Annotated in this window: 19 protein-coding genes and 1 pseudogene; 10 read left to right on the top strand and 10 right to left on the bottom strand. The window is 70.3% G+C overall.

All coding sequences use genetic code 11. The features are described from left to right. Positions 1-178 precede the first annotated feature (178 nt). The 3 genes from WBK31_RS34995 to WBK31_RS34985 all read left to right on the top strand — a co-directional run bounded on the left by WBK31_RS34995 (position 179) and on the right by WBK31_RS34985 (position 3,543). A complete protein-coding gene (locus tag WBK31_RS34995) occupies positions 179-844 on the top strand; it encodes a DUF998 domain-containing protein (protein ID WP_406673800.1) in 666 nt (221 codons plus the stop codon). A 66-nt stretch (positions 845-910) separates the two neighbouring features. Further along, positions 911-3,172, top strand: coding sequence for a nitrate- and nitrite sensing domain-containing protein (locus tag WBK31_RS34990; RefSeq protein WP_364061825.1), 2,262 nt, complete (start codon positions 911-913; stop codon positions 3,170-3,172). Beyond that, positions 3,169-3,543, top strand: coding sequence for a DUF742 domain-containing protein (locus WBK31_RS34985; protein WP_364061828.1), 375 nt, complete (start codon positions 3,169-3,171; stop codon positions 3,541-3,543). Before WBK31_RS34990 ends, WBK31_RS34985 begins: the two co-directional genes overlap by 4 nt. Before the next feature lie 22 nt (positions 3,544-3,565). On the opposite strand, the gene WBK31_RS34980 is transcribed toward WBK31_RS34985, so the two are convergent. The 6 genes from WBK31_RS34980 to WBK31_RS34955 form a co-directional block, all read right to left on the bottom strand. Further along, entirely contained in the window at positions 3,566-4,138 is a 573-nt protein-coding gene (locus tag WBK31_RS34980) for a GTP-binding protein (RefSeq protein ID WP_406673799.1), read from the bottom strand. Continuing rightward, positions 4,119-4,493 carry a DUF742 domain-containing protein gene (locus tag WBK31_RS34975; protein WP_406673798.1) on the bottom strand — a complete coding sequence of 125 codons (375 nt, stop codon included), beginning with the start codon at positions 4,491-4,493 and terminating at the stop codon, positions 4,119-4,121. Before WBK31_RS34975 ends, WBK31_RS34980 begins: the two co-directional genes overlap by 20 nt. Next, complete coding sequence (locus tag WBK31_RS34970; RefSeq protein WP_364061837.1) at positions 4,490-4,897, bottom strand: roadblock/LC7 domain-containing protein; 408 nt, start codon at positions 4,895-4,897, stop codon at positions 4,490-4,492. Before WBK31_RS34970 ends, WBK31_RS34975 begins: the two co-directional genes overlap by 4 nt. Before the next feature lie 13 nt (positions 4,898-4,910). Next, the gene (locus WBK31_RS34965) at positions 4,911-7,004 is read right to left on the bottom strand and encodes a nitrate- and nitrite sensing domain-containing protein (protein ID WP_364061840.1); all 2,094 of its coding nucleotides are present in this window, start codon (positions 7,002-7,004) and stop codon (positions 4,911-4,913) included. A 164-nt stretch (positions 7,005-7,168) separates the two neighbouring features. Then, positions 7,169-8,029 carry a PrsW family glutamic-type intramembrane protease gene (locus WBK31_RS34960; protein ID WP_364061843.1) on the bottom strand — a complete coding sequence of 287 codons (861 nt, stop codon included), beginning with the start codon at positions 8,027-8,029 and terminating at the stop codon, positions 7,169-7,171. Continuing rightward, a complete protein-coding gene (locus WBK31_RS34955; protein WP_406673797.1) occupies positions 8,026-9,558 on the bottom strand; it encodes a hypothetical protein in 1,533 nt (510 codons plus the stop codon). The genes WBK31_RS34960 and WBK31_RS34955 overlap by 4 nt, the downstream gene beginning before the upstream one ends. Positions 9,559-9,808: 250 nt before the next feature. On the opposite strand from WBK31_RS34955, the gene WBK31_RS34950 reads away from it, so the two are divergent. Continuing rightward, a complete protein-coding gene (locus WBK31_RS34950; RefSeq protein ID WP_364061849.1) occupies positions 9,809-10,483 on the top strand; it encodes a hypothetical protein in 675 nt (224 codons plus the stop codon). A 1-nt stretch (position 10,484) separates the two neighbouring features. Here WBK31_RS34950 and WBK31_RS34945 read toward each other — a convergent pair whose 3' ends face one another. The 3 genes and pseudogenes from WBK31_RS34945 to wecB form a co-directional block, all read right to left on the bottom strand. Then, positions 10,485-11,450, bottom strand: coding sequence for a winged helix-turn-helix domain-containing protein (locus WBK31_RS34945; protein ID WP_364061852.1), 966 nt, complete (start codon positions 11,448-11,450; stop codon positions 10,485-10,487). 84 nt (positions 11,451-11,534) lie between these two features. After that, a complete protein-coding gene (locus tag WBK31_RS34940; RefSeq protein WP_364061855.1) occupies positions 11,535-13,571 on the bottom strand; it encodes a glycosyltransferase in 2,037 nt (678 codons plus the stop codon). A 54-nt stretch (positions 13,572-13,625) separates the two neighbouring features. Continuing rightward, positions 13,626-14,757, bottom strand: a pseudogene (wecB, locus tag WBK31_RS34935) (non-hydrolyzing UDP-N-acetylglucosamine 2-epimerase). A gap of 56 nt (positions 14,758-14,813) precedes the next feature. Here wecB and WBK31_RS34930 point away from each other — a divergent pair. The 6 genes from WBK31_RS34930 (at position 14,814) to hisC (ending at position 22,670) form a co-directional block, all read left to right on the top strand. Next, positions 14,814-16,499, top strand: a complete 1,686-nt coding sequence (locus tag WBK31_RS34930) for a glycosyltransferase family 4 protein (protein WP_364061861.1) — start codon at positions 14,814-14,816, stop codon at positions 16,497-16,499. 130 nt (positions 16,500-16,629) lie between these two features. Continuing rightward, entirely contained in the window at positions 16,630-17,877 is a 1,248-nt protein-coding gene (locus tag WBK31_RS34925; protein WP_406673796.1) for a nucleotide sugar dehydrogenase, read from the top strand. Positions 17,878-17,896: 19 nt separating this feature from the next. After that, the gene (locus WBK31_RS34920; protein WP_364061866.1) at positions 17,897-18,985 is read left to right on the top strand and encodes a glycosyltransferase; all 1,089 of its coding nucleotides are present in this window, start codon (positions 17,897-17,899) and stop codon (positions 18,983-18,985) included. 28 nt (positions 18,986-19,013) lie between these two features. After that, complete coding sequence (locus WBK31_RS34915; RefSeq protein WP_364061869.1) at positions 19,014-20,813, top strand: DUF4434 domain-containing protein; 1,800 nt, start codon at positions 19,014-19,016, stop codon at positions 20,811-20,813. Positions 20,814-20,882: 69 nt separating this feature from the next. Continuing rightward, entirely contained in the window at positions 20,883-21,548 is a 666-nt protein-coding gene (locus WBK31_RS34910) for an NrtR DNA-binding winged helix domain-containing protein (protein ID WP_364061872.1), read from the top strand. A 63-nt stretch (positions 21,549-21,611) separates the two neighbouring features. Beyond that, a complete protein-coding gene (hisC, locus tag WBK31_RS34905; RefSeq protein ID WP_364061875.1) occupies positions 21,612-22,670 on the top strand; it encodes a histidinol-phosphate transaminase in 1,059 nt (352 codons plus the stop codon). On the opposite strand, the gene WBK31_RS34900 is transcribed toward hisC, so the two are convergent. After that, a complete protein-coding gene (locus tag WBK31_RS34900; protein WP_364061878.1) occupies positions 22,671-23,630 on the bottom strand; it encodes an EamA family transporter in 960 nt (319 codons plus the stop codon). Positions 23,631-24,215: the final 585 nt, after the last annotated feature.

Genomic DNA, 24,215 nt, shown 5'->3' with positions numbered 1-24,215 from the left:
GCCGGCGGGGCGTCGTATTTTCCGGGCGCGGGACCGGGATTTTCGATGATCGGATTTTTCCACCCTCGCAAATGATCATTCAGGGGGGTTCAGGGGTGTCCTCTAGGGGTCGGGTCAGGGGTGGATAGGGGGAAAGGCCCGATGTGTACGGCCCCGCACTGGCGGAAGAGTTGGGCGCATGACCGCAGCAGTGACGAGGCTCAGCCCCTGGATCGCCTGTGCCGCGATCCTGTTCTCGGTGGTGGCCGTGGTGGCGGGGCAGCTCGTCCCCGATCCGCAGCTCGACCCCGTGAACGTCACGGTCAGCGAGTACGCCGTGGCCGACCGCGGGGGCGTCACGGAGACCGCGATGGCGGTGCTGGGCATCGGGTCGCTCGCGCTGCTGCTGGGCCTGCGGGCGTCGGGGGCGCCCGTGCGGGGATGGCCCGAGCGGTTGCTGATGGTGTGGTCGGGCGCCCTGGTGGTGGCCGCGGCCGTCCCGACCACACCCATCGGCCAGAACCTCGACCTCGCGGCGCAGATCCACCGGTACACGTCCGTGGCGGCGTTCGTGAGTCTCCCGGCCGCGGGCGCGCTGCTGGTGCCCAGACTGGCCTCAGACGCCGCCTGGAAGCCTGTGGCGCGGGCGGTGGAGTGGGTGTCGCTGGCCGGGGGGTTCGGGCTGCTGGCGATCACCTACGTGGCGCTGCCGGGCGAGCGGGTCATGATCGGTCTCGTGGAGCGGTTGCTGCTGGGTGCGGAGGTGGCGCTGCTCGCCGTACTGGCCTGGCCTGGTGGTGCTGACGTGGCAGCGGAGCACCCGCAAGGCGATAAATTTCCCGACATATCACAGATTTATCGCTAGTCGATCTTAAAACCATGTGTTTCGATGCTATTCTCTCCCGCGATCTTCTATCCGGGAGCAGGTGTCATGGCATCGGGCAGATCCATCCGATTCAAGATCTCGACGCTGCTCGTCATCCCCTTGGTCTCCCTGGTAGCGCTATGGGGCTTCGCCGCGAGCACCACGCTGGGTGAGGCGCTCAACCTGCTCAAGGTCGAGACCATCTGGACGGGTGTGATCAACCACGCGGACTGGCTGATCGCCGACCTCCAGACCGAGCGGCTGGAGACGGCCGAGCGCCTGGCCGGATCGGGCGGCGACGAGGACGCCATCGCCAAGGCCCGCGCCAAGGTGGACGAGCGCGTCAAGAACTTCCGCCAGGCCGCCACGTCCGACGACACCCAGTCGGCGCTGACGGAGGACATGAAGACCCAGCTCTCGACCGTCTTCGAGGCGATCGACCGGCTGCCTGACATCCGCCGCAAGGCCGACGATCGCCGCTTCACCCCGAGCGCCCTGGTCACCGAGTACGCCAGGATCTCCGACGAGATCCACCTGCTCTACTCCCGCCTGACCGTCAGCACCGACCTGGAGCTCGCGCTCCAGGCCCAGGGCCTGATCGCCGCCGACCAGGCCCGCGAGCTGCTGTCCAGGGAGCACGCCCTGGTCATCGCCTCCAAAGGCAAGGCGGGCATGCACGACGTGCACATGCTGGCCAGCCTCGACGGCGCCAGGAGGTACGAGTTCCCCAAGGCCCTGGCCAACCTCGACACCGAGCTGCGGGCGCCGTTCGAGAAGCTCTACTACAGCTCCCGCTACGTCACCATGGAGAACCTCCTGGAGGCGTACATCAGCGGCCAGCCCATGGACCTCGACCTGTGGCGGGGCATCTCCGACCAGGTGCGCACGGAGTACCGCCAGGCGATCTCCACCACCGGCAACAAGCTGCTGGCCCGCATGGAACCCGCGGGCACGGCGGTCGTGGTGCGGGCCGGCGTCGCGGGCGCGCTCGGCCTGATCGCGGTCATCTTCTCCGTCGTCATCTCGGTGCGGGTCGGCCGCCGGCTCACCCGCGAGCTGGGCGCGCTGCGCCGTACCGCGCTCGACCTCGCGGAGATCAGGCTCCCGGACGTCGTCGCCAAGCTCCGCAAGGGCGACAAGGTCGACATCGCGACCGAGGCCCCGCCGATCACCGTCGGCGAGAAGGCGACCAGCGAGGTCAAGGACCTCGCGGCGGCCTTCGACAGCGTGCAGAGCACCGCCGTGGACGCCGCCGTCGAGCAGGCCAGGCTGCGCGAGGGCATCGCCGAGGCGCTGCGCAACCTGGCCAGGCGCAGCCAGTCGCTGCTGCAGCGCCAGCTCAAGCTGCTGGACGAGATGCAGCGCCAGACCGAGGAGCCCGAGGCCCTTGAGCGGCTGTTCCGGCTCGACCACCTCACCACCCGCATGCGCCGCCACGCCGAGGGCCTGGTGCTGCTGTCGGGCGGCTCCGCGGGCCGCAGGTGGCGCGGCCCCATCCCGATCGAGGACGTGCTCAGCGGCGCCGCCGCCCAGGTGGAGGAGTACACCCGGGTCCGCGTCTACCCGATGCCGGAGTGCGGCGTCTCCGGCGCGGCCGTGGCCGACCTCATGCACCTGTTCGCCGAGCTGATCGAGAACGCCACCTCCTTCTCCTCCCCGAACAACGAGGTCTCGGTGCACGGCGAGATGGTCGGCAGGGGCTTCGCCGTCGAGATCGAAGACCGCGGCCTGGGCATGGACGAGGAGACCCGCAGGGCCATCAACGCCCGCCTGGCCAGCCCGCCGGAGTTCGACCCGTCGCAGACCGAGCGGCTCGGCTTCGCCGTCGTGGGCATGCTGGCGGCCAGGCACGGGGTGAAGGTCACGCTCAAGCCGTCACCGTACGGAGGCACCACCGCGATCGTGCTCGTGCCGGCCTCGCTGGTGGAGCCCATCGCGCCGCCCGCACCGCCGGAGCCCGAGCCGGTCCCGGTGTCGGTGGTCAGGTCGGAGCCCACGGGGCCGGGCGGGCTGCCGCGCCGCATCCGTACGAGCAAGCGCAACAACGCCGGGGCGGTGCTGCCGAGGCAGGCGCCGCCCCAGGACGACCCGCCACCCCAGCAGCTGCCGCGCCGTGAGCGGACCACAGGGCTGCCGCAGCGGCAGCGGCTGAGGCGGGCTCCTGAGCCCGGCAACGGTCAGACACGGGCTCAGGGACCGGCTCAGGGGCCGGCTCCGGCCGCTGAGGAGCGCTCGCCTGAGGAGGCCAGGGCGCTGCTCTCCTCGCTCCAGTCGGGCTGGCAGCGCGGCCGGCAGGAAAGCGAGCAGGATGGGGGATCTCGATCGTGAGCCGCGAGCACGAGTGGGTTGACGAGGAGGCGGGGCCCGTCGTGCGGCCGTACGCGGTCGCGCGCGGACGCACCAGGCCCGCCTCCGCCGAGGTCGACTTGCTGGCGACCGTCGTGCTGACGGGGGCGTCCGCCCCGGCCAAGGCCGAGTTGAGCGCCCAGCACCGGCGGCTGCTGAGCTGCGTGTCGGGTCACAACAAGCCGGTCGCCGAGATCGCCTCGGATCTCGGCCTGCCCGTCGGTGTCGTTCGGGTGCTGATCGGCGACCTGCTCGAACACAACCTGGTCACGGTGCGCCCGCCGCGCGACAGGGCCGCCACCCCGTCGGAGAGCCTGCTCCGCGAGGTGATCAACGGCCTGCGTGCCCTGTAGCGGGTCCGGGGCGCGCAGGCCGCTAGTTGGCCGAGGTGAGCTGCCGCAAGGAGTGCTCGACCAGCGTGATCATGACCTCCTTGGCCGACGAGCGCCGCCGCACGTCGCAGAGCATGATGGGCACGTCGTCGTCCAGGTCGAGCGCGATGCGCACGTCGTCCACGCTGTGCCGCTGGGCGCCGTCGAAGCAGTTGACGGCCACCACGAACGGCGTGCCGCGCTGCTCGAAGTAGTCGACGGACGGGAAGCAGTCGGTCAGCCGCCGGGTGTCGGCGATCACGACGGCGCCCAGCGCGCCGTAGGACAGCTCGTCCCACATGAACCAGAACCGCTCCTGCCCGGGGGTGCCGAACAGGTAGACGACCAGCCCTTCGCGGATCGTGATGCGGCCGAAGTCCATCGCGACGGTCGTGGTGTTCTTGCCTTCGACGCCGTCGAGGTCGTCGATGCCGATCCCGCGGTCGGAGAGCACCTCTTCCGTGCGCAGCGGCTTGATCTCGCTGATCGACCCCACCAGGGTGGTCTTGCCGACGCCGAACCCGCCCGCGATCAATATCTTGAGCGCGACGGGGTCCTCAGAGAGCACGGAGTCCATTGATCACTTCCTTGAGAATGCGCTCATTCGACCGCGCGCCTCCGGCGGAGGGCGACGTCACCGAGATGAGGCCGTTGTCACGCATGTCACCCAGCATGACCCGGATGACACCGACGGGCAGATCGAGCTCGACGGCGAGATCGGCCACCGAGATCGGGTTTCGCGCTGCCCGCAGGATGTGGCGCTGTTCGGGGCCGATGTCGTCGCCGGGCTCCGCCTCGGGGTCGCCGAGCGTGCGCACGGTGGCCACGAGGTCGAACATGTCGCCCGACGACCGTGTTCTGCCGCGAATCAGAGCATAGGGGCGGACGACGGGTCCCGCCTCCTCATCGAACCACTGCGGGCCGTCGCTCATGACGCTCCAGCGCGCGGATTGGTCGTGATGTGCTGGCCCACCCGCTTGACCAGCATCGCCATCTCGTACGCGATCTGGCCCACGTCCACGTTCGCCTCGGCGATCACGGCCAGGCAGGTGCCCTGGCCGGCCGCCGTGACGAACAGGAACGCCGACTCCATCTCCACGATGGTCTGGCGCACGTCACCGCCGCCGAAATGCCGTCCGGTGCCCCTGGCGAGGCTCTGGAAACCGGCGGCCACGGCGGACAAGTGCTCGGCGTCCTCACGGGTCAAACCCTTCGAGTGGCCGACGGCGAGCCCGTCGGTCGACAGGATCACCGCCTGGCGCACCGCTGCGACCCTGGTGGCAAGGTCGTCGAGCAGCCAGTTGAGCTCACCGGTGTTGGCGGTCGGCACAGTCATGCATCCCCCTTAGTCATGGCCCCTCCTCAGGAGCTTCTTCTCGGGCGCGTTGGGCTCCCCGCTGGAAGGCGGAGAACAGGTCGCGTACCTCGTCGGGAGAGCGTTCTGCCTGCCGCTCCTGCTCCGGCGGTGGTTCTTTGAGCTGCGGTGCGAGGCTGGCCTGGCGGACGCGTCGCGGCAGCCCGTTGTGGGTGCCGGAGGTCACGACGGCCAGCGCCTTCTTCCGCGTACGGCTGGGCAGCTCGGCCTTGCCGCCGCCGCCCGCCGCCTCCAGGGCGCTCTGCTCGGTGACGACCGAGCGCGGCACCAGCACGATCGCGGTCGTGCCGCCGAAGGGGGAGCGGCGCAGCAGCACGTTGATCCCGTGCCGCTGGGCCAGCGTGGCCACCACGAGCAGGCCGAGCCTGTCGCTGTCCGCCAGGTCGAACTCCGGCGGCTTGGACAGCAGCGCGTTGTAGCGCGCGTAATCGGTGGCCGACAGCCCCAGCCCCCGGTCCTCGACCTCGATGGCGTAGCCGTTGCTGACGAGGTCGCCGCGCACCTCGACGGTGGTGTCGGGCGGCGAGTAGATGGTGGCGTTCTCGATCAGCTCGGCGACGAGGTGGGTCAGGTCGGCGGCGACGGTGCCCTCGACGGCCCCGGCCGGCATGGTCTCGACCGAGACACGGGTGTAGTCCTCGACCTCGGCGATCGCGGCTCTGACGATGTCGATCACCGGCACCGGCTTGCGCCAGGCCCGTCCGGGCGCGGCGCCGGAGAGCACGATGAGGCTCTCGGCGTGCCGCCGCATGCGGGTGGTCAGGTGGTCGAGGCGGAACAGCTCTTCGAGCCTGTCGGGGTCGTGCGTACGCCGCTGCATGCCGTCGAGCAGCGCGAGCTGGCGGTGCAGCAGGCCCTGCTTGCGGCGGGCGAGGTTGAGGAAGACCTGGCCGATCCCGCGCCGCAGCGCGGCCTGGCCGACCGCCGCGTCGACGGCGGTGCGCTGCACGGAACCGAAGGCCCTGGCCACGTCGGTGATCTCAGCGGATCCGCTCACCTTGATCGGCTTGGCCTCCTTCCGTACGTCGACGTCCTCACCCTTGCGCAGCCGTGCCACGATCGCGGGCAGCCGCTGCTGCGCCAGCTCGACCGCGGCGGCACGCAGCCCGGCCAGCTCTCCTGCGAGGCGACGACCGAAGCGTACAGAGATGATGATCGACGCGAGCACGGCGATCAACCCGAGGCCGCCCGCGATGGAGATCTTGACGAGGGTGGCGATGGCGGCGCCGGAGGCGCGTTCGGCCAGGGTGGCGGTGGAGGAGGCGTTGAGGTCGTCGAGGCGGGAGGCGAGCCGGTCCATGGTCTCGTGCCAGGCGGCGATGTCATGCGGCGGCGCCCCGGTCTTGATCACGCGGTCTTCGAGCGAGACGAAGCTCAGGTAGGGCTCGGTGGCGAAGACCTGCTCGTACGGCCGCCGCAGCGCCACGTCGAGACCGGCGAGGCCACGCGAGTACAGGAACTTCCTGGAGGCGGCGTACTCGGTGAAGGCGGTCGCCTCGGCCTCGCTGAGCCGCTGCCCCGCGCGCCTGCCGACGATGAGCGCGTTCTCCCTGGCGATGTACTCCCTGGCGTGGCCCATGGCCTGCAGCGAGGACGCCTGCTGGGAGAGCGTGAGGTCGGGGAGGGTGACGATGTGGTCGTAGACGGCGAAGAGGGCGTCGAGTATGCGGTTGTAGGCGTTGAGCCCCGACAGCCGTGAGGCGGAGCCGTTGTCGATGTTGGCCCGGATGGCGGTGAGGTTGTCGAGCGCCTTGTCGAGGGCCTGGATCGGGCGGCGCAGGCTGCCGTCGACGGCGCCGCCCGCCTCGGTGACGGCCTTGCGGAAGTCGGCGACCGAGCGGTCGGTGCGGGCTCGCTGGGCGCGCACCACGTCGGAGAGTTGACGCGTTGTGACCGTCTCCGCGGAGCGCACGCGTTCGGCCTGGAGCTGAGTTCCCAGGTCCATGGAGGTGACGCCGATGGTGGAGTAAAGGGTGTTCGCACGAAGCAGTGACTGTGCGTCGCCCATGGTGAGGTTGAGGACGAAACCCCACAGCGCGCTCAGAGACAGGAGGGGTAGCAGCAGCAATAAGAAGATCTTGAACCGAATAGACCGGTTTCGCGAGCCCATGTCCCAACCTCGAGTCGGGGGCATTTCCACACCTTGTGTAAATACACCTCCGGAAGATCGCACAGGAGACTAGCACCGATTATGCTTCCGGCGCAGTGGGGGGAACACGTTCATTCTCGTGATTATTGGGACAAGATCTCCCTCTCGCGGCGTCCTCCGGACACCACACCCCACAGCCACACGAGCGCCACCAGCGAGATCACGATGAGTCCCGCCCAGTTCACCAGCGTGTACACGTGCACCTGCCACGCCGACACGTCCGGCACCCGGCCGATGCGCAGCAGCTCGAACTGCCACGGCCGCCCGGTCAGCACGAGCGTGATCGCGATGGCGATGGCGCTCATCGAGTCCCAGAGCGCGTGCAGCAGCGAGACCCCGAGGTAGGTCAGCAGGACCGGTGCGGAGAGCCGGCCGCGCGCGGCGAACAGCACGCCGCCGGTGATCGCCGTCCACAGGCCGTGGCCGACGGGGGTGAGGATGCCGCGCAGCACCTCGGTCTCCACGAGCTGGGTCAGCGACAGCCCGTCGGCGGTGAACAGGGCGTTGAAGGCGTACCCGGCGCTCTCGAACGCGGCGAAGCCGAAGCCCACGGTCGCGCCGAGCACCACGCCGTCCCTGGTGAAGCGCCTGGCCACGTGACGGGTGACGAACACCAGCGCGGCCAGCTTGACGCCCTCCTCGATGAGGCCGACCAGCACGTACATCAGCAGCGACGGGCGGATCAGCCAGTTCTCCAGCAGCGAGGCCCCGAGCACCCCGAGCACGCCGCCGATCACGAACGCCTTGAACAGCAGCTCGACGGTCACTACCGGCGAGCGGCCCCGCCCGTACGCCCACACCACGAACGTCACGGGGACCAGGAAACTGCCGAACAGCACCACGGTCGGCACGAGGTTGGGGTTCTCCGTCCAGGCGGTGACCACGACGGTCGCCAGCCACAGGACGAGACCGGTCAGGAAGATCCGCGGCCACAGTCTCTTCATCTCGTCAGCTCCTCGACGGCGAGCACGGCGGCGCCGTCGCCCGCGTCGGAGCCCGCGATCGCGATCCGGCCGAAGCGCCCGCGCGCCGCGTCCGCAGGGGACGGTCCGTCCGGATGAGACTCGTGCCACGGTCGCCGATATTCCGGGGGAATCGCGTGTCCCCAGCGGTGCACGGTGATCGCCGCGATGCCGCGCCCCGGGTCGAAGCCGGCCGGGCCGAGCAGCCTGGCGAGCTGATCGCGCACGGTGTGCTCGAAGACCTCGTAGGGCGTCCTGAACAGCTCGCGCCGCCCCGCCGCCGAGCCCGCGTCGGGACCCAGCTCCGAACGGCACGGCGTGGCCAGCAGCTGCACCCGGTCGGGCGGCGCGAACTCGGCGGCGCACCAGTACGCCCCCGTCCACCGCACCCTGCGCACGCCCAGCCGCCGCCACGCCTCGGGGTCGCTCAGGCGCACCTCGGCGCGCAGCAGCGGCACGCGTACGGCCCTGGACAGCGCCCGCCGCCGCTCCTCGGGCAGATCGGGCACGAGGTACGGGACGGCCGCGCTCGGGCAGGCCAGGATGACGGCTCCCGCCTCGACGGTGCGCACCCGGTGCCCGTCGAAGTAGCCGACGGTCGCCGTACGCGCGCCGTCCCGCACGGACACCACGGGACTCGACCATCGCACGGGTGCGTCCTGCGGGGCGGGCGTTTCCCGCGCGGCCCCGTGCCACTCGGCCCGTACGGTCGCCGAGTTGTACCGGGACGGCCTCGACCGGTCGAGCCCCAGCCCGTCGAAGCCCGGATAGCCGGTGCCCCAGGCGTCGATCGCGCCGAACGCCCGCGTGTCGTAGCCCCACTCGGGCGCGGACATGGTGCGGCAGAACCGCTCGGCGTCCGGGTGCGCGCCGCACACCTCGCGCAGGAACGCCGAGTACGTCAGCCCCGCAAGCCGCTCCTCCTTGGCCTCCCGCGACAGGCCGGGCAGCCAGTCGGGCGGGTCGTCGTACAGGGTGCGCAGGTCCTTGCGCGCCTGCCCGTCGATCGGCAGCCGGTCGATCCAGCCGGGGCCGGAGAGCGTGACGAGCGTGTCCGCGCCGAAGCTCTCCCTGTCGCACATCACGGCGTCGAACGCCACACCCCGGCGCAGCGGCTCGCGCCCTGCCCCGCCCTCGGGATGGTTGTCCAGGACCAGCACGCGGTCGCGCGGGCGGCGGCGCGACCACTCGGCCGCCGCCTCCAGCCCGCTGCGGCCCGCGCCCACGACCACCAGCCCGTAGTGCTCGCCCGTCGGCACGGGGGTGCCCGCGTGCTCCCAGAACCGCCCGTCCCGCAGCGCGTGCGGGACGCTGAGCGCCTCACCGGTGTCGCCGAGCACCGTGAACGGCGTACGGAGCGCGGACGGCCCTGAGGGCTCCTGGGCCGCCCGCGCGGGCGCGGCGGCGTACGGGGCGGCGGTCGCGGCCACGCAGCCGACGGCGATCCCGTCGAAGAAGTCGCGGCGGGAAATGGGAACATCCATGCCGAGATCGCGCGGGGTCAGGCTCATGCCGCGATCATCGGCAGCGCCCGGGAAAAGCCGCACAGGGGCGCGCAGCACATCGGCGAACATTTTGCCCGCCCCATTACAGCTGATGCCGTTTTGTGGGTGCATCCACCGAGGTGGAGCCCGTTACGCAGGGCGAACGGTAAATGGCTCCCGAAGCCGCTTAATCCCGCGGATAGCGACGTTGCGCGGCCCCTCGTGCGCTGCTTCCTCTAACGTTTCCACAATGCCGCTGGAGTGAAATGGAGAACCCATGCGTCAAGCAGTTTCCGGCATATTTCTGAGCACACTCGTACTCGCCGGATGTTCCGCCGCCGACAAGCCGTCCGCCCCGGCCGCCACCGCCCCGTCCGCGCCGTCGGCCGCCGAGGCCGACCGGCTGCGCGCCGCCCTGCTGCCGGTGCCCAAGGGCATGCAGGTCGCCTACGGCCCCGAGACCGGCGCGTTCGGCTCGCTCAAGTCCACCCAGCAGGGCCTGGAGGCCGTACGCCAGGCCAAGCTGCAGCACCCCGAGTGCGCGGGCGCGGCCCAGCTCGACGCGGCCAAGGCCGAGGTCGCCCAGTCGCCCGCCGCCGTGATCGCCTTCTCCGCCGAGCGCGGCTCGATCAGCCAGGCCGTCGTGTCGCTGCCCAAGCCCGACTTCCCCGCCGCGCTGCCCGAGAAGTGCACCTCGTACACGGCCGACGTCGGGGGCACGCCGGTCACGTACACCACGCGGACGCTCGACATGCCCACCAAGGGCGACCAGTCGCGCGCCTACCTGACGACCGCGAAGGGCGGCGACCAGAACGCGCAGATCGGCTCCGTCATGATCAGGCGCGGCACTACGGTCATGTCCATGCTCGTCGTCGGCCGCCAGGTCAAGCCCAAGGGCCTGTACGAGCTGGCCGACCTCGCCGACCAGAACCTCGCCAGGGCGAGCAGGTAGCTCACCAGCCCGCGAAGAGGTCCACCACCACCGAGGCGCGGGGAGTGCGCTCGACGTAGATCTCCCGCCCGTCGCGCCGCCGGGAGATCAGCCCGGCCGACTCCAGCCGGTTGCAGTGGTAGCTGACCGCGTTGGGCGCGTAGCCGACGCGCCTTGCCAGCGCGCCCATGGTCAGCGGGCGCTCCAGCGCGGTCAGGATGGCCGCGCGCACGTCCCCGACGAGCAGGCGCAGGCGGTCCTCGTGCCGGCGCGGCGGCAGGTCGGCGCCCGGCAGCGGGTAGCCGAGCCAGACGGCCTCGGGACCGTCGAGGCGCGAGATGAGCGCCTCGGGGCCGGCCAGCATGGGCATGAGCACCAGGCCGCGTGAGCCGATCGTGAAGTGCTCGGGCTCGAAGTCGGGGAAGCTGAGCGTGTCGTCGCGGTAGCGGCAGTTGGGGTGCAGGCTGTTGAGCAGGACGTCGAGCGAGCGGCGCGCGGCGGCCACCGCCACCCGCTCCACCTCGCGCTCCAGCAGCGGCCGCGCCCGCTCCCAGACCGGCCGCATCGCCGACCAGACCTCCTCCAGGAGGGCGGCGTAGCCGTGCAGCCAGCGGTGCGGGTGCGTGAGCGCGGGCCGCCAGTGCTCGGGCGGGCGTCCGCCGACGATCGTCTCCACCTCCTCGACCAGCGCGTCACCCGGCAGGTCGCGCAGCATGTCGAGCTGGTCGGGCACGTCGAGGTCGCGGGTGAACTCACCGGGCAGCACCAGGTCGGGCAGCACGCTGAAGCCGGGGCTGGCGAGCGAGCGCACCACCGTCGGGTCGGGCCGGCGCGCCGCCGAGCGCACCAGCCGCCGCCATGCCTCGGGCGCGCCCCGCGCGCGGCCCGCCAGGGCGTCGGTGATCAAAGCGAGCATCGACAGGCCGGGCGTCAGGGTGACCGTCACCGGCACGCGGTCGATGCGTTCGATGAGCAGGCTCGTATGCACGAACGCGCCCCTTCACCCACTTACGGCACACTTTCCGCTTCGTCATCATATGTAGACGAATGTAACGCTGCGTCACGTGACGTCTCAGATGAGCACGTGGTCGTCCGGGCGGCCGACGAAGGAGAACTGGGCGTTGCGGGTCAGCTTGATGTGGTCGGCCTGCCAGGTGTGCATCTTCGTGTCGGCGCTGCGCCAGTACACGAAGTTGAACCGGTCCGCCGAGTAGATCTTGACCCGGTCCTCCTTGAGCCGGCGTACGAGGTGCGTGTCCTCACCCCGGGTGATGTCCGCGAACTGGTACTTGCGGAACAAGTCGGCCTTGCCGAGGAAGGTGCCGCCCTGCACCAGCCACGAGTACCGGTGCTCCAGGCCGGGCAGCCGCAGCATCGTGGTGTTGATGCCCTCGAAGTACGCGTAGTGCGCGCCCTTGCCGACCAGCTCGGCGTCGGAGTAGTCGAAGGCCCTGACCAGGTCCGACAGGTAATGCTCGCCGTAGAGGTTGTCGTCGTCCATCTTGGCGATCAGTTCGCCTTCGGCGGCGGCGATGCCGAGGTTGAGGCAGGCGCCGAGGGTGAGCGAGGGGTCGGCGGGCAGGACGACGACGTCGGTGACGCCGGCCATCCTGGCCTTGTCGGCCACGACGACGGGGTCGATGTCGAGGCCGTGCAGCACCATGACGAGCTGGAGCGGCCGGTGCCGCTGTTTGGCCACCGAGGAGATCGCGTGCTCGATCTGCGAGGCGCGGTTGGTGGGCAGCACGACGCTGATGGAGCGCGAGCGCGGCGTCACCTTGTGGCCGAGGTTCTGCAGGATCTGGTCCACGCGGTGCGAGAACAGGTGCTTGTCGAAGACCTCGCGCATCGCGAGGTGCCCGAGCCGGGCCCGCAGCTCGGGGCTGTTGATCAGGTGCAGCACCTGGTTGTACGCCTCGACCGGCTCGCGCGCGATCGGGATGAGGTCGCCGAACGTCTCCTCGATGGCCCGCGACCACCCGGACACCACGGGGGTGGCGCAGGCGGACAGCTCGAAGACGCGCCGCGCGCACATGGTGGGCGAGTCGAGCACGGAGTTGACGTTGAGGAAGACCTTGTACATCCGGTACGCGGCCAGCATCTGGTCGTAGGGCAGCTCGCCCACGATGTGCGGCCGGTACTTCTCCGGCCAGGCGTACTTCTCGTCCACCTCGCCGTTGCGGGCGAAGATGTGCAGGCCGAGCTCCCTGACCGGGTCGAGCACGATCTCCATCTGCTCGCGCCGCTCGGGGTGCTTGTCGCGGAAGTACATCCCGGCGAAGACCACGTCGTGCAGGCGGCCCTTGTTCTGCTGGATGGGGTTGTGCACGCGCGGCTGGGCGGCGAACTGCAGCACGTCGACCCGGTCGTGCCCGAGGACCTCCCGGTACTTCGGGATCATGTCACCGTCGCAGGTGAACACGTAGTCGAAGAGCTTGGCCGTGTCGATGAAGAAGTCGAAGTTCGGCGGGTCCTCCTTGTTCCAGAAGACCGTGGGGATGCCCTCCTGCTTGCACCAGGCGACCAGCTCGCGCAGCGGTTCCTTGGGGGCGTTGGTGCCGGTCATCTGGTAGCGCCAGCGGCCCTGGTTGCCGTGCCAGGCCGACTCGCAGAACAGCAGGTCGGGCCGCTTCTCGGCGAAGATGTCCTTCCAGTCCTTGAGCCCGAACTCGATCTGGTCCCACTCGTAGCGGAAGGCCATGCGCGAAAAGTCGTCGAGGATCACCGCGACCTTCAGGTCGGGCCGGTTGATCGGGCCCTTCGGCCACTTGACCGGCGGCACCTCGACGAGCGGCGGCCGGTTCTCGGCCTGCTGGATGGCCTCGCTGACCGGGATCGGCGGCTTGGGCGCGCGCTCCCGCGAGCGTACGGCCTCGACGATCTTCCTGGGCTTCTTCGAACCCAGGGCCTCGCCCAGCTTGTACGTCCGCTTGGCCTGCGTGGCCTCCAGCTTCCAGGTGGCGTACGCGGCCTTGGCCTCGGCGATCTCCAGCCGCTTGCGCAGCTCCCTGACCTCCGCCTCGTAACGCTCGACGAGCTTGCGCTCCTCGGGCAGCCAGTTGACGGGCCCGAGCCGTTGGAACGTGGGCTGTTCGGGGGTTTCGGCCATGGTGGTACGCCTATCGCTCAGCGGAGGTGTTTCATACTACGGCGGGGTTTGCCGCTATTCGGGGCGTTTGGCCTGAGAGGCCGGCGCGAGGTTGTCCCCCTTCAGCCAGGCGGCGATCACCGTGGCGATCCGCGGGCCCGCCTTGCCGTCCCACAGCACCGGCAGTTCGCCCGCCGGGGTGGCGGCGCCGTCGGCCAGCGCCTTCTCCGCCGCGACCGGCAGCAGCGCGGGCGTGACCAGGCGGTTGGTGCCGTGCGTGATCGTGATCGGCCGCTCGGTGTTGGGCCGGACCGTCAGGCAGGGGACGCCCAGCATGGTCGTCTCCTCCTGTACGCCGCCGGAGTCGGTGACGACGAGCGCGGCGCCGCGTACGAGTGAGAGAAAGTCCACATACCCGAGAGGGTCGATGACCTTGACGGTCTCGCCGTCCACGAGACCGGCCTCGGCCAGCCGCGCCTTGCCGCGCGGGTGCACCGGCACCACGACCGGGACCTGACGCGAGACCTCCAGCACCGCGTCCACGAGCTCCTTGGCGGCCTCGGCGGTGTCGACGTTGGCCGGGCGGTGCAGGGTGGCCACCGCGTACCGGCCGGGCAGGCCGAGCCTGGCCTTGATCGGCGCGGGGTCGAGCTTGGGCAGCGCAGAGAAGAGGCTGTCGATCATCGGGTTGCCCACGAGGTGCACCTTGTGCGCCTGGCACGCCCTCGGATGCCAGGTACGACAGCGCCTCAGGCGAGGTCGCGAACAGCACGTCGGCCAGCGCGTCGGTGACGACCCTGTTGACCTCCTCGGGCATGCTGCGGTCGTAGGAGCGCAGCCCCGCCTCCACGTGCGCCGTGGGCACCCCCAGCTTGGCGCAGACGAGGATGGCGGCCAGCGTCGAGTTCACATCGCCGTACACCACGACCAGGTCCGGGTCCTGCTCCTGCACGACCTCTTCGAGACCGACGAGCAGCGCCGCCGTCTGCTTGGCGTGGCTGCCGGATCCGACGCCCAGATTGGCCACCGGCTCGGGCAGCCCGAGGTCGGCGAAGAAGACGTCCGACATGAGCGCGTCGTAGTGCTGACCGGTGTGGATGATGCCCTGCCGCACGTCGAGCTCGCCGAGTGCCCGCACCACCGGGGCCGCTTTCACGAAATTGGGGCGAGCGCCCAATACGTGCAGGACCAGGGGGTTCTCCCTCATTGACCTCGCCTTTCATAGCGGAAGGGAAAAAACGCTGCCTATGGTACGGTCCCACCGTGGCATCCGACGCCAGTCGTCAAGACTCCTCCCGTACGAACGACCGGGTCTCCGCGAAGTCCGCCCGTGCCGGCGTCGGTGGGCTTCTGAGGGGGTTCGTCAACCACCCCGTCATCGTCTCCCGCGTGGTGTGGACGAAGGTCAGGACCGACCCGGTCCGCGTGGCACAGGCCGCGGCCGAGACGCTTCCGCCGAAGCTGCGTCCCGTCGTGGGCAGCGTCGCCTGGCCGGCCGCCCGCAAGGCCCGCCGCATGGTACGCAAGTTCGGCATGCGCGTGGTCAAGGGCCCGTGGAACGAGGCCAAGGAGCACTGGGACGCCGGGCGGGTGAGCGAGGCCGCCGCGGTGCTCGAGGCCCACACCAAGTACCCGTTCGTCAAGCGCAGGGCCGCCTACTACCGCGGCGAGCTGGCCGCGATCAGCCCCGACCCGATCCCGCCGGGCCCGAAGGTGGCCATCCTGGAGCGGGTCCGCAACCGGGTGCTCCACGTCGTCACGAACGCGCTGCCGTACACGCAGGCCGGCTACACCGTGCGCACCCACCGCATCGTCACCGCCCAGAAGGCCGCGGGCATCGACCCGCACGTGGTCACGAGCTGGGGCTGGCCGATGCTGCAGGGCCACGCCGACGCGGCGCCGTACGACGAGATCGACGGCATCCCCTACCACCGGCTGCTGCCCGAGCCGGGCATCGAGATGCCGTTCGAGACGCAGGGCCGCATCATCAGGGGCGCCGACCGGGTCACCAAGCTCGTGACCGAGCTGCGCCCGCAGATCCTGCACGCGGCCACCGACCACCGCAACGGCTCGGTCGCCCACGCCGTGCGCGACCGCACGGGCACGCCGTTCGTGTACGAGGTCCGCGGCTTCCTGGAGGAGACCTGGGCCTCCCGCAACCCGATCAGGGTCGGCAGCCAGCGTCACGTGCTCCAGCGCGAGCGCGAGGCGTTCCTGATGCGCGAGGCCGACGCGGTCGTCACGCTGGCCGAGACCATGGCTCAGGAGATCGTCGAGCGCGGCGTCCCGAGGGAGAAGATCCACCTCGCGCCCAACGCCGTGGACGACTCGCTGCTGACGGCGCAGTACGACGGCGCCTCGTTCCGCAGGGCGTACGGCATCGCCGACAGCGAGATCGTCGTCGGCTCGGTGTCGAGCATCGTGGCCTATGAGGGATTCGCCACACTGCTGCGGGCGGCGGCGCTGCTGCGCGACGAGGGCTCTCCCGTACGCGTGCTGCTCGTCGGCGACGGCACCGAGCGCGAGAACCTGCTCCAGCTGGTCGAGGAGCTGGGGCTGAAGGACGCGATCCTGCCCGGCCGGGTCGGCCCCGACGAGGCGCTGCAGGCCCAGGACGCGATCGACATCTTCGCCTGCCCGCGCGAGGACCTCCGGGTCTGCCGACTTGTTACGCCATTGAAACCCGTCGAGGCGATGGCGCTCGGCAAGCCGGTCGTGCTGAGCGATCTGCCCGCGCTGGCCGAGCTGGTCGGCTCCGACGGTGCCGGGATGCTCGTGCCCGCAGGCGATCCGGAGGCGCTGGCCAAGGCCATCGCCGGGCTGCGCGACGACCCCGCCAAGCGCAGGGAGATGGGCGAGGCGGGCAAGGCCGAGGTCGCGGCCAAGCGCACGTGGAGCCGCGTTGCCGAGACTTATCAAGCTCTATACCGTTCACTTACCGAACGTTGACCGTACAGATGGCTGTCTCTTGTGACTGGTTCGCTCGCATTAGGCGTGAGCTAGGTGGACTTGAGATAACCTTTGCCACCATGAAGTGTTGTTTCCGGCTCCCAAAGGCACAGCTGTGACAGAAATCGACTTGGCTGTCATCGGTCTGGGCTACGTCGGCATGCCTCTCGCCAAGGAGGCGGTGAGCGCCGGCCTCCGGGTCGTCGGCCTCGACGTGGACCCGGCGAAGGTCGACTCGCTCAACGCCGGGCGGTCGTACATCGATGACCTGACCGACGCCGACCTCGAGCACATGCTGGCCAACGGGTTCAGCGCCACGCTCGATGAGACCGTGCTGGCCAGAAGCAACACGATCGTCATCTGCGTGCCCACCCCGCTGGACGAGGACCATCGACCCGACCTGTCCGCCGTGGAGGGCGCGACCAAGGCCGTCGCCCGCAACCTCACCAAGGGCACGCTCGTCGTGCTCGAGTCCACCACCTGGCCGGGCACCACCGACGAGGTCGCAAGACCGCTGCTCGAAGCGTCCGGGCTCGTCGCGGGCGAGGACTTCCACCTCGCCTTCTCGCCCGAGCGCATCGACCCGGGCAACCCCAAGTTCGGCCTGCGCAACACGCCCAAGGTGGTCGGCGGCTACACCCCGACCTGCCGTGACCGGGCCATGGCGTTCTACGGGCGGTTCGTCGAGCGGGTCGTGCCGGTCAGCGGCACCCGCGAGGCCGAGATGGCCAAGCTGCTCGAGAACACCTACCGGCACGTCAACATCGCGCTCGTCAACGAGATGGCGATCTTCTGCGACGAGCTGGACATCGACCTGTGGGAGGCCATCGAGGCCGCCTCCACCAAGCCGTTCGGCTTCCACAAGTTCCTGCCGGGGCCCGGCGTCGGCGGTCACTGCATCCCCGTCGACCCGTCGTACCTGTCGTACACGGTGCGCAAGCTCGGCTACCCGTTCCGGTTCGTCGAGCTGGCGCAGGAGATCAACGAGCGGATGCCGTCGTACGTGGTCGCCCGCGCGCAGCGCCTGCTCAACCGGCACAAGAAGGCCGTCAACGGCTCCAAGGTCGTGCTGCTCGGCGTCACGTACAAGCCGGACATCGCCGACGAACGCGAGACCCCGGCGCTGCCGGTGGCGCGGGCGCTCCTGGAGCTGGGCGCCGAGCTGTCGTTCGCGGACCCCTATGTGAAGGAGTGGTCGGTCGACGGCACCCCGGTCAAGCGTGAGGAGGATCTGGCGGAGGCCGTGACGAACGCGGACGTGACGCTGCTGCTGCAGCAGCATTCCGCGTTCGATCTCGACATGGTCGAGGCGAAGGCCAAGCTCGTGCTGGATACCCGCGGCGTGCTCGCCGAGGGTGAACGCGTCGAGCGGCTGTAGCGACGGAGGGCTGCGCGCAGTGCACGTGCTCGTCATGACGGTGGTGCATAACCCCGAGGACGCGAGGATCCTGCATCGGCAGATCCGCGCTCTCGTGGACGCCGGTCATGAGGTCACGTACGCCGCCTCCTACACCGCGCACGGCGTCGTCCCCAGGCCCTGGGTCAACGGCGTCGACCTGCCGCGGGCGGCCCAGCGCAAGCGCATCGCCGCCGTGCTCGCGGCGCGGCGGCTGTTCAAGCGCATGCGCGACAAGGTCGACCTCGTGCTCATCCACGACCCCGAGCTGCTGTTCGCCGTGTGGGGCGTGCGCAACAGGCCGCCGGTGGTGTGGGACGTCCACGAGGACACCCCCGCCACGCTCTCGCTCAAGCCGTGGCTGCCCGCGATGCTGCGCCCGCCCGTACGCTTCCTCGCCCGCCTGCTCGAGGGCACCGCCGAGCGGCACCTGCACCTGCTGCTCGCCGAGACGGCGTACGCGGGCCGGTTCAAGCACGCCCACCTCATCGTGCCCAACGAGACGTGGGTGCCCGACACGGTGACGCCGCCCGGCGACGACCGGGTGGTCTACCTCGGGTGGCTGTCGCGGGCGCGCGGCGTGTGCGAGGCGGTCGAGGTGGCCAAGCTGCTCCAGCCGTACCAGGTGGCGGTCGAGCTCATCGGGTACGCCGACCCGCAGAGCCGCCCGATACTCAACAAGGCCGTCACCGAGGGCCTGCTGGAGTGGCGCGACTTCATGCCCAACGACGAGGCGCTCAAGCGGCTCGACGGCGCGCTCGCCGGCCTGTCGCTGCTGCACGACGAGCCCAACTACCGGCACTCGATGCCGACGAAGATCGTCGAGTACATGGCGCACGGCATCCCGGTCATCACCACGCCGTCGCCGCGCGCGGTCGAGCTGGTCGAGCGCTACGACAGCGGCGTCGTGGTGCCGTGGGAGGACCCGAAGGCGGTCGCGCAGGCGGTGCTGACGCTGCGCGACGACGAGGAGGAGCGGCGGCGGCAGGGCGCACGCGGTTATGCGGCGGCCCGCGCCAACCACCACTGGCCCAACTCCGCCAAGCGGTTCGTGGCGCAGCTGGAGGCCTGGGCCGGGGTCAAGCCGTAACCAACGAGGGGCGGGTAGGTTCCTGAACGTGCGCTGGCTCTTACTGGTCGCGGGCGCAGCCATTCTCGCGGTGATCGCCGCGGTGGTGATCGTGCTGCCGTTCGGCGACTCCGAGCCGACGGCCGCGAGGTCCCCGGTGGCCAAGCCGTCGAGCACGCTCCCGACGCCGAAGGTGAGCGAGTTCACCGACCCCTGTGGAACGTTCGACACCGGCGAGATCGCCCCGTACGCGGTGACCGGCTACTGGATCACCCCCAAGTCGAACCCCTGCACCTGGCGCAAGCAGCTCCAGGAGATCCACCGCGTCGGCGGCGACACGATCATCAGAATCGGCTACGGCCTGCAGTTCCGTACGGTCACCGCCTCCGGCCAGGTGCGCACCAAGGACGGCGAAATCGACTCGCTGTACAAGGCGTGCGTCGAGGACGGCATGAGCTGCCACGACGCGGCCGAGCGCGACCTGAAGCGGGCCAACCCCAAGAACCGCATCGGCCGCGTGTACGTCTACAGGACCGACGAGGCGTTCGGCTCCGGCCTGTACCGCTGCCCGGAGATGGAGCACTCCATCGAGGCGGGCAAGCGCATCTACTACCGCCTCATCACCCAGGCCGACGGCTCCGACGACGCCACCTGCGACTTCAGCAGCAAGGCGCAGGCGTACGACATGATCCTGGTGGCCGGCTCGCCGTCCGACAGCCTGAGCGAGCTGCTCAACCTCGGAGATCAGTTCGGCATGCGGATCTTCCCCGCGCTGCCGCTGGCCCCGCGCGACCACAAGACGCCGATCAGGGCGGAGAAGCGCCACCTCGGCACGCTCACCACCCTGACCAGGCGCATCCTGCAGGACTACGGCCAGCGCTTCGCCGACCGCGAGTCGCTCGGCGGCGTCTACCAGCCGTTCGAGGTGCAGATGTCGGCGACGCTCGCCGACAACCCGACGCTTGAGGTCTACGCCGACCAGCACCGCATCGTGCAGCAGGAACTGCCGGGCAAGCCGATCCTCATCAGCCCCTACATGGACGCGCGCAAGCGGGTGGCGTTCGGGCAGACGCCGCAGCAGGTGGCCGAGGGCTTCAAGGCGCTCGCGCGCACCGGTGTCGGCATCATCGCGCCGCAGGACAGCCGCGGCACCGGCAAGGTCGGGCTGTTCTGGCCGGACGAGCGCGACACCGAGGTGGACGAGCGGCTGCGGCCGGTGGTGGGGGAGTCGACGTACGGGACCGCCTACCACGGCTCCACCCGCGACTACTACCGCGCGATGTCCGAGGCGCGCGACCAGATGATCGACGAGGGCCACCACGTGCAGCTCTGGGCCAACGTCGAGGTCTTCGAGCCGTCCGGCGACAAGCCGTGCGCGCCCACCGGCACCCGCGGCAAGACCGACAAGGAGCGCCTCGACCAGGCGGTCGCGATGGCCGGCCGGTACGTCCAGAAGATCGTCTCCTACATGTGGAGCGACTTCATGACGTGCGGCAAGCCGTCCATCGAAGAGGAGATCATCAAGGACTGGCAGCGCCCGATCGCCGTGGACGCCATCAGACGGCCCCGCGAGGCCGACGACGGCGTGGAGGTCCGCGGCTACAACCTCGACCTCGGCACCGTCACCATCCAGTGGTCCGGCGGCACCGAGGAACGGGACATCGCGAGCACCGGCTACCTCGACCGCGACCCGATCGAGGAGGAGCTGCCCGAGGGCATGGCGGCGGCATGGGTGCCGTTCGACTGGACGCAGGTGCCGCCGGGCGAATGGGTGCGCATCGGGGTCAGGCTGCCGTCGGGCCAGGCCACGACCGAGGAGCTGCACGTCCGCATCGCGGCACCGGCATGACGTAAAGGATGACGTGCGGCATGACGTACGGTTCGCTGCGTTCGTACGACTGCGTGTAACGTGCCGGGCATGGTCCCGCGCATCCCGGTCAGTGTCGACCTGGTCGTGCTCACCGTGCGCAACCAGGCATTGAGCGCTCTCGTGTGGCGCCGCGACAACCCGCCGTTCCTGCGCCGCTGGTCGCTGCCCGGCGGCTTCATTCAGCTCGACGAGGACCTGCCGGCCGCCGCCCACCGCATCCTGTCCGAGCGTGCCGGGCTGCCCGGCGCGCCCGTGCATTTGGAGCAGCTCCAGACCTACGGCTACCCCGACCGCGACCCGCGCCAGCGCGTGCTCAGCGTCGCCTACCTCGGCCTCGCCCCCGACCTGCCGGCCTCGGAGAAGGCCCACATGAGCTGGCAGCCGGTCGATTCGCTGACCGTGATGGCCTTCGACCACCGGCGCATCATGCTCGACGGCGTCGAACGCGCGCGCGGCAAGCTCGAATACACCTCGCTGGGCGCGGCGTTCTGCCCGCCCGAGTTCACCGTGGCCGACCTGCGGCGGGTCTACGAGATCGTCTGGGGCCGCACGCTCGACCCGCGCAACTTCCACCGCAAGGTCACCAAGGCCGAGGGCTTCCTCGTCGAGACCGGCGGCACCACCGCCCGCGACGGCGGGCGGCCCGCCAAGCTCTACCGCCGCGGCCCCGCCGAGCTGCTCCACCCGCCCATGCTCCGCAGCCTCAAAGAATGAGCCTCGAAGATCGAAGGGCAACCGGGTGATGTCCCACCCGGCCGTTCCTCTTAAGGTGATGCCATGCCTCGTTTCCGCCAGATTCTGGACACCATGGCCCCCTACACCCCGGGCAAGGCGGTCGTCGCGCCCGACGGGCGGTCGTACAAGCTGTCGTCCAACGAGTCCCCGTACGAGCCGCTGCCCTCCGTGGCAGAGGCCATCGCCGAGGGCGCGAGGACCATCCACCGCTACCCCGACGCCGGCGCGGTCAAGCTGACCGAGGCCATCGCGGAGCGGTTCTCCGTGCCGGCCGAGCACATCGCGCTGGGCGCCGGGTCCGTGACCGTGGCGCAGCAGCTCTTCGAGGCGGTGAGCGAGCCGGGCGCCGAGGTGGTCTACGCCTGGCGGTCGTTCGAGGCGTACCCGCTGCTCGCCGACCTGGCGGGGGCGACGTCCGTACGGGTGCCGCTGGCGGGCGAGGACCACGACCTCGACGCCATGGCGGAGGCGATCACCGACAGGACCCGCATGGTGTTCGTGTGCAACCCGAACAACCCGACCAGCACCGCCATCCGCAGGGCCGAGCTGGAGTCGTTCCTCGACCGGGTGCCGCAGGACGTGCTGGTCGTGCTCGACGAGGCCTACCGCGAGTACGTGCGCGACGAGGACGTGCCCGACGGCCTGACCCTCTACCGCGACCGGCCCAACGTGGCCGTGCTGCGCACCTTCTCCAAGGCGTACGGCCTGGCCGGGCTGCGCGTCGGCTACATGATCGCGCACGAGCCGGTGGCCACGGCCGTCCGCAAGACGATGATGCCGTTCGCGGTCAACCACCTCGCCCAGGTCGCCGCCATCGCCTCGCTGGCCGCCGAGGACGAGCTGCTCGACCGGGTCGAGCAGGTGGTCAAGGAGCGCACCCGCGTCCGCGAGGCGCTGATCGGTCAGGGCTGGACGGTGCCGCCGAGCGAGGCCAACTTCGTCTGGCTGCGGCTCGGTGATCGTACCCAGGACTTCGCCGCCGCCTGCGCCGCGGAGGGCGTGGCGGTGCGGCCGTTCCACCCCGAAGGCGTGCGGGTGTCGATCGGCTCGCCCGAGGCCAACGACGCCTTCCTCGCCGTCGCCGCGCGCTTCCCCCGCTGATCAGGCCTGCTGCGGGGCCGTATCGACCTCGCCGGCCTGGGCGGGTGCCGGTGTCCTCTTCGCGCGTCGCTCTGTCGAGACCACCAGGGCGACGCCGATGAGGATCACCACGCCGCCGAGCACGATCTGCGCCGTCACGTGCTCGTTCACGACGAGCACGCCCAGGACGACGGCGACGGCCGGGTTGACGTAGGCGTACGTGGAGACCAGCGAGATCGGCGCGTTGCCGAGCAGCCACGTGTACGCGGTGAAGCCGACCAGCGAGCCCACCAGCACCAGGTAGGCGAGCGCCGCCCACGACCGCCCGGAGACCGCGGCCAGATCGACGTGCTCGCCGATCGAGGTGCTGACGATCGCCAGCCCGGCGCCGCCGGCCAGCATCTCGACCGCGCTGGCCGTCCACACGTTGGGCGGCATCGGGATGCGGCTGGAGATGAACGAGCCGATCGACCACGACAGCGAGGCCAGCAGGATCACCACGATCCCGGTCGTACCGGCCTCCTCGCCGCCGCCGTTGAGCGACAGCGCGGCCACACCCCCGAAGCCGACGAGCACACCCGCCACCGTCAGCAGCGCGGGCCTGTCGCGCGCGATGATCCGGAACACGACCAGCCACAGCGGCACGCTGGCCACGAGCAGCGCGGCCAGCCCGCTGGAGATGTGCTGCTCGGCCACGGCCACCATGCCGTTGCCACCGGTCAGCAGCAGCAGGCCGACCAGCGCGGCGCCGCCGAACTGGCGCGGCGTCATCGTGAACGCGGCCGTGCCCTTCTTGATGAGCAGGAACCCCGCCAGCAGGAGTGAGGCGGTGACAAAGCGCGTGGCGCCGTGCAGCAGCGGCGGCAGCGTCTCGATCGCGATTCTGATGCCGAGGTACGTCGAGCCCCACACGACGTAAACGATCGCCAGCGCGCCCCAGATGAGGAGCGGGGATCGGCTGACAGGAGCGTTTGCACTCATGGCTCATGACTGTACAGCCCGGGTACGACAGATCACCTGCGAATATCAGCCCTTGAACCCCCAAGGCCGACCCATCGGGCACTCAGGTCATTTCTGACGTCCGCGCGGCCATCCGCACACGCCCGCGCACCTCCCGTTCGTGCGCCTCGCGCGGCCTGCGCAGCTCCCGTTCGTGCGCCTCGCGCGGCCTGCGCAGCTCCCGTTCGTGCGCCCCGCGCGGGCCTGCCCGCACTGGCCGCGTGCCCCACCCGCCCCGCCGCACGCGTGGGCCGTGTCCGGGCGCGCGGCGGTCACTCGACGGGACGTAACCGGGTGGGTCGGCGGGAGCGCTTACAGGGCCGGTTCTGGGCGCCGTTCAGGATGGCCGAATCCCGAGAGCCGCCCCTACGGCGGCGGGCGCTCACAGCGCCGTACAGGCCCGCACAGCCCCTATTCCGCCGCCCACCCCGGCCGTCATTTCCTCAACAAACCCGAGAAAGCCCCAGAAAAGGCGCAAAAGGGTACGAAAACGTACGTTGCGCAGGCGGAGCGTCACACCGGATCGTCGACGATGGTGAGGATTTGGTGCCCCCGTCCGAATCCCGT

Origin of the sequence: Nonomuraea sp. N2-4H (assembly GCF_045291505.1) — a bacterium.
Classification (GTDB): Bacteria; Actinomycetota; Actinomycetes; order Streptosporangiales; family Streptosporangiaceae; genus Nonomuraea; species Nonomuraea fastidiosa.
This window is presented reverse-complemented; position numbering and strand designations above follow the sequence as displayed.

Coding starts and splice junctions, on each gene's coding strand:
- WBK31_RS34995 (WP_406673800.1), top strand. CDS start 179: ATGACCGCAGCAGTGACGAGGCTCAGCCCCTGGATCGCCTGTGCCGCG.
- WBK31_RS34990 (WP_364061825.1), top strand. CDS start 911: ATGGCATCGGGCAGATCCATCCGATTCAAGATCTCGACGCTGCTCGTC.
- WBK31_RS34955 (WP_406673797.1), bottom strand. CDS start 9,558: ATGAGCCTGACCCCGCGCGATCTCGGCATGGATGTTCCCATTTCCCGC.
- WBK31_RS34960 (WP_364061843.1), bottom strand. CDS start 8,029: ATGAAGAGACTGTGGCCGCGGATCTTCCTGACCGGTCTCGTCCTGTGG.
- WBK31_RS34950 (WP_364061849.1), top strand. CDS start 9,809: ATGCGTCAAGCAGTTTCCGGCATATTTCTGAGCACACTCGTACTCGCC.
- WBK31_RS34910 (WP_364061872.1), top strand. CDS start 20,883: ATGGTCCCGCGCATCCCGGTCAGTGTCGACCTGGTCGTGCTCACCGTG.
- WBK31_RS34980 (WP_406673799.1), bottom strand. CDS start 4,138: ATGGACTCCGTGCTCTCTGAGGACCCCGTCGCGCTCAAGATATTGATC.
- WBK31_RS34940 (WP_364061855.1), bottom strand. CDS start 13,571: ATGGCCGAAACCCCCGAACAGCCCACGTTCCAACGGCTCGGGCCCGTC.
- WBK31_RS34970 (WP_364061837.1), bottom strand. CDS start 4,897: ATGACTGTGCCGACCGCCAACACCGGTGAGCTCAACTGGCTGCTCGAC.
- hisC (WP_364061875.1), top strand. CDS start 21,612: ATGCCTCGTTTCCGCCAGATTCTGGACACCATGGCCCCCTACACCCCG.
- WBK31_RS34975 (WP_406673798.1), bottom strand. CDS start 4,493: ATGAGCGACGGCCCGCAGTGGTTCGATGAGGAGGCGGGACCCGTCGTC.
- WBK31_RS34900 (WP_364061878.1), bottom strand. CDS start 23,630: ATGAGTGCAAACGCTCCTGTCAGCCGATCCCCGCTCCTCATCTGGGGC.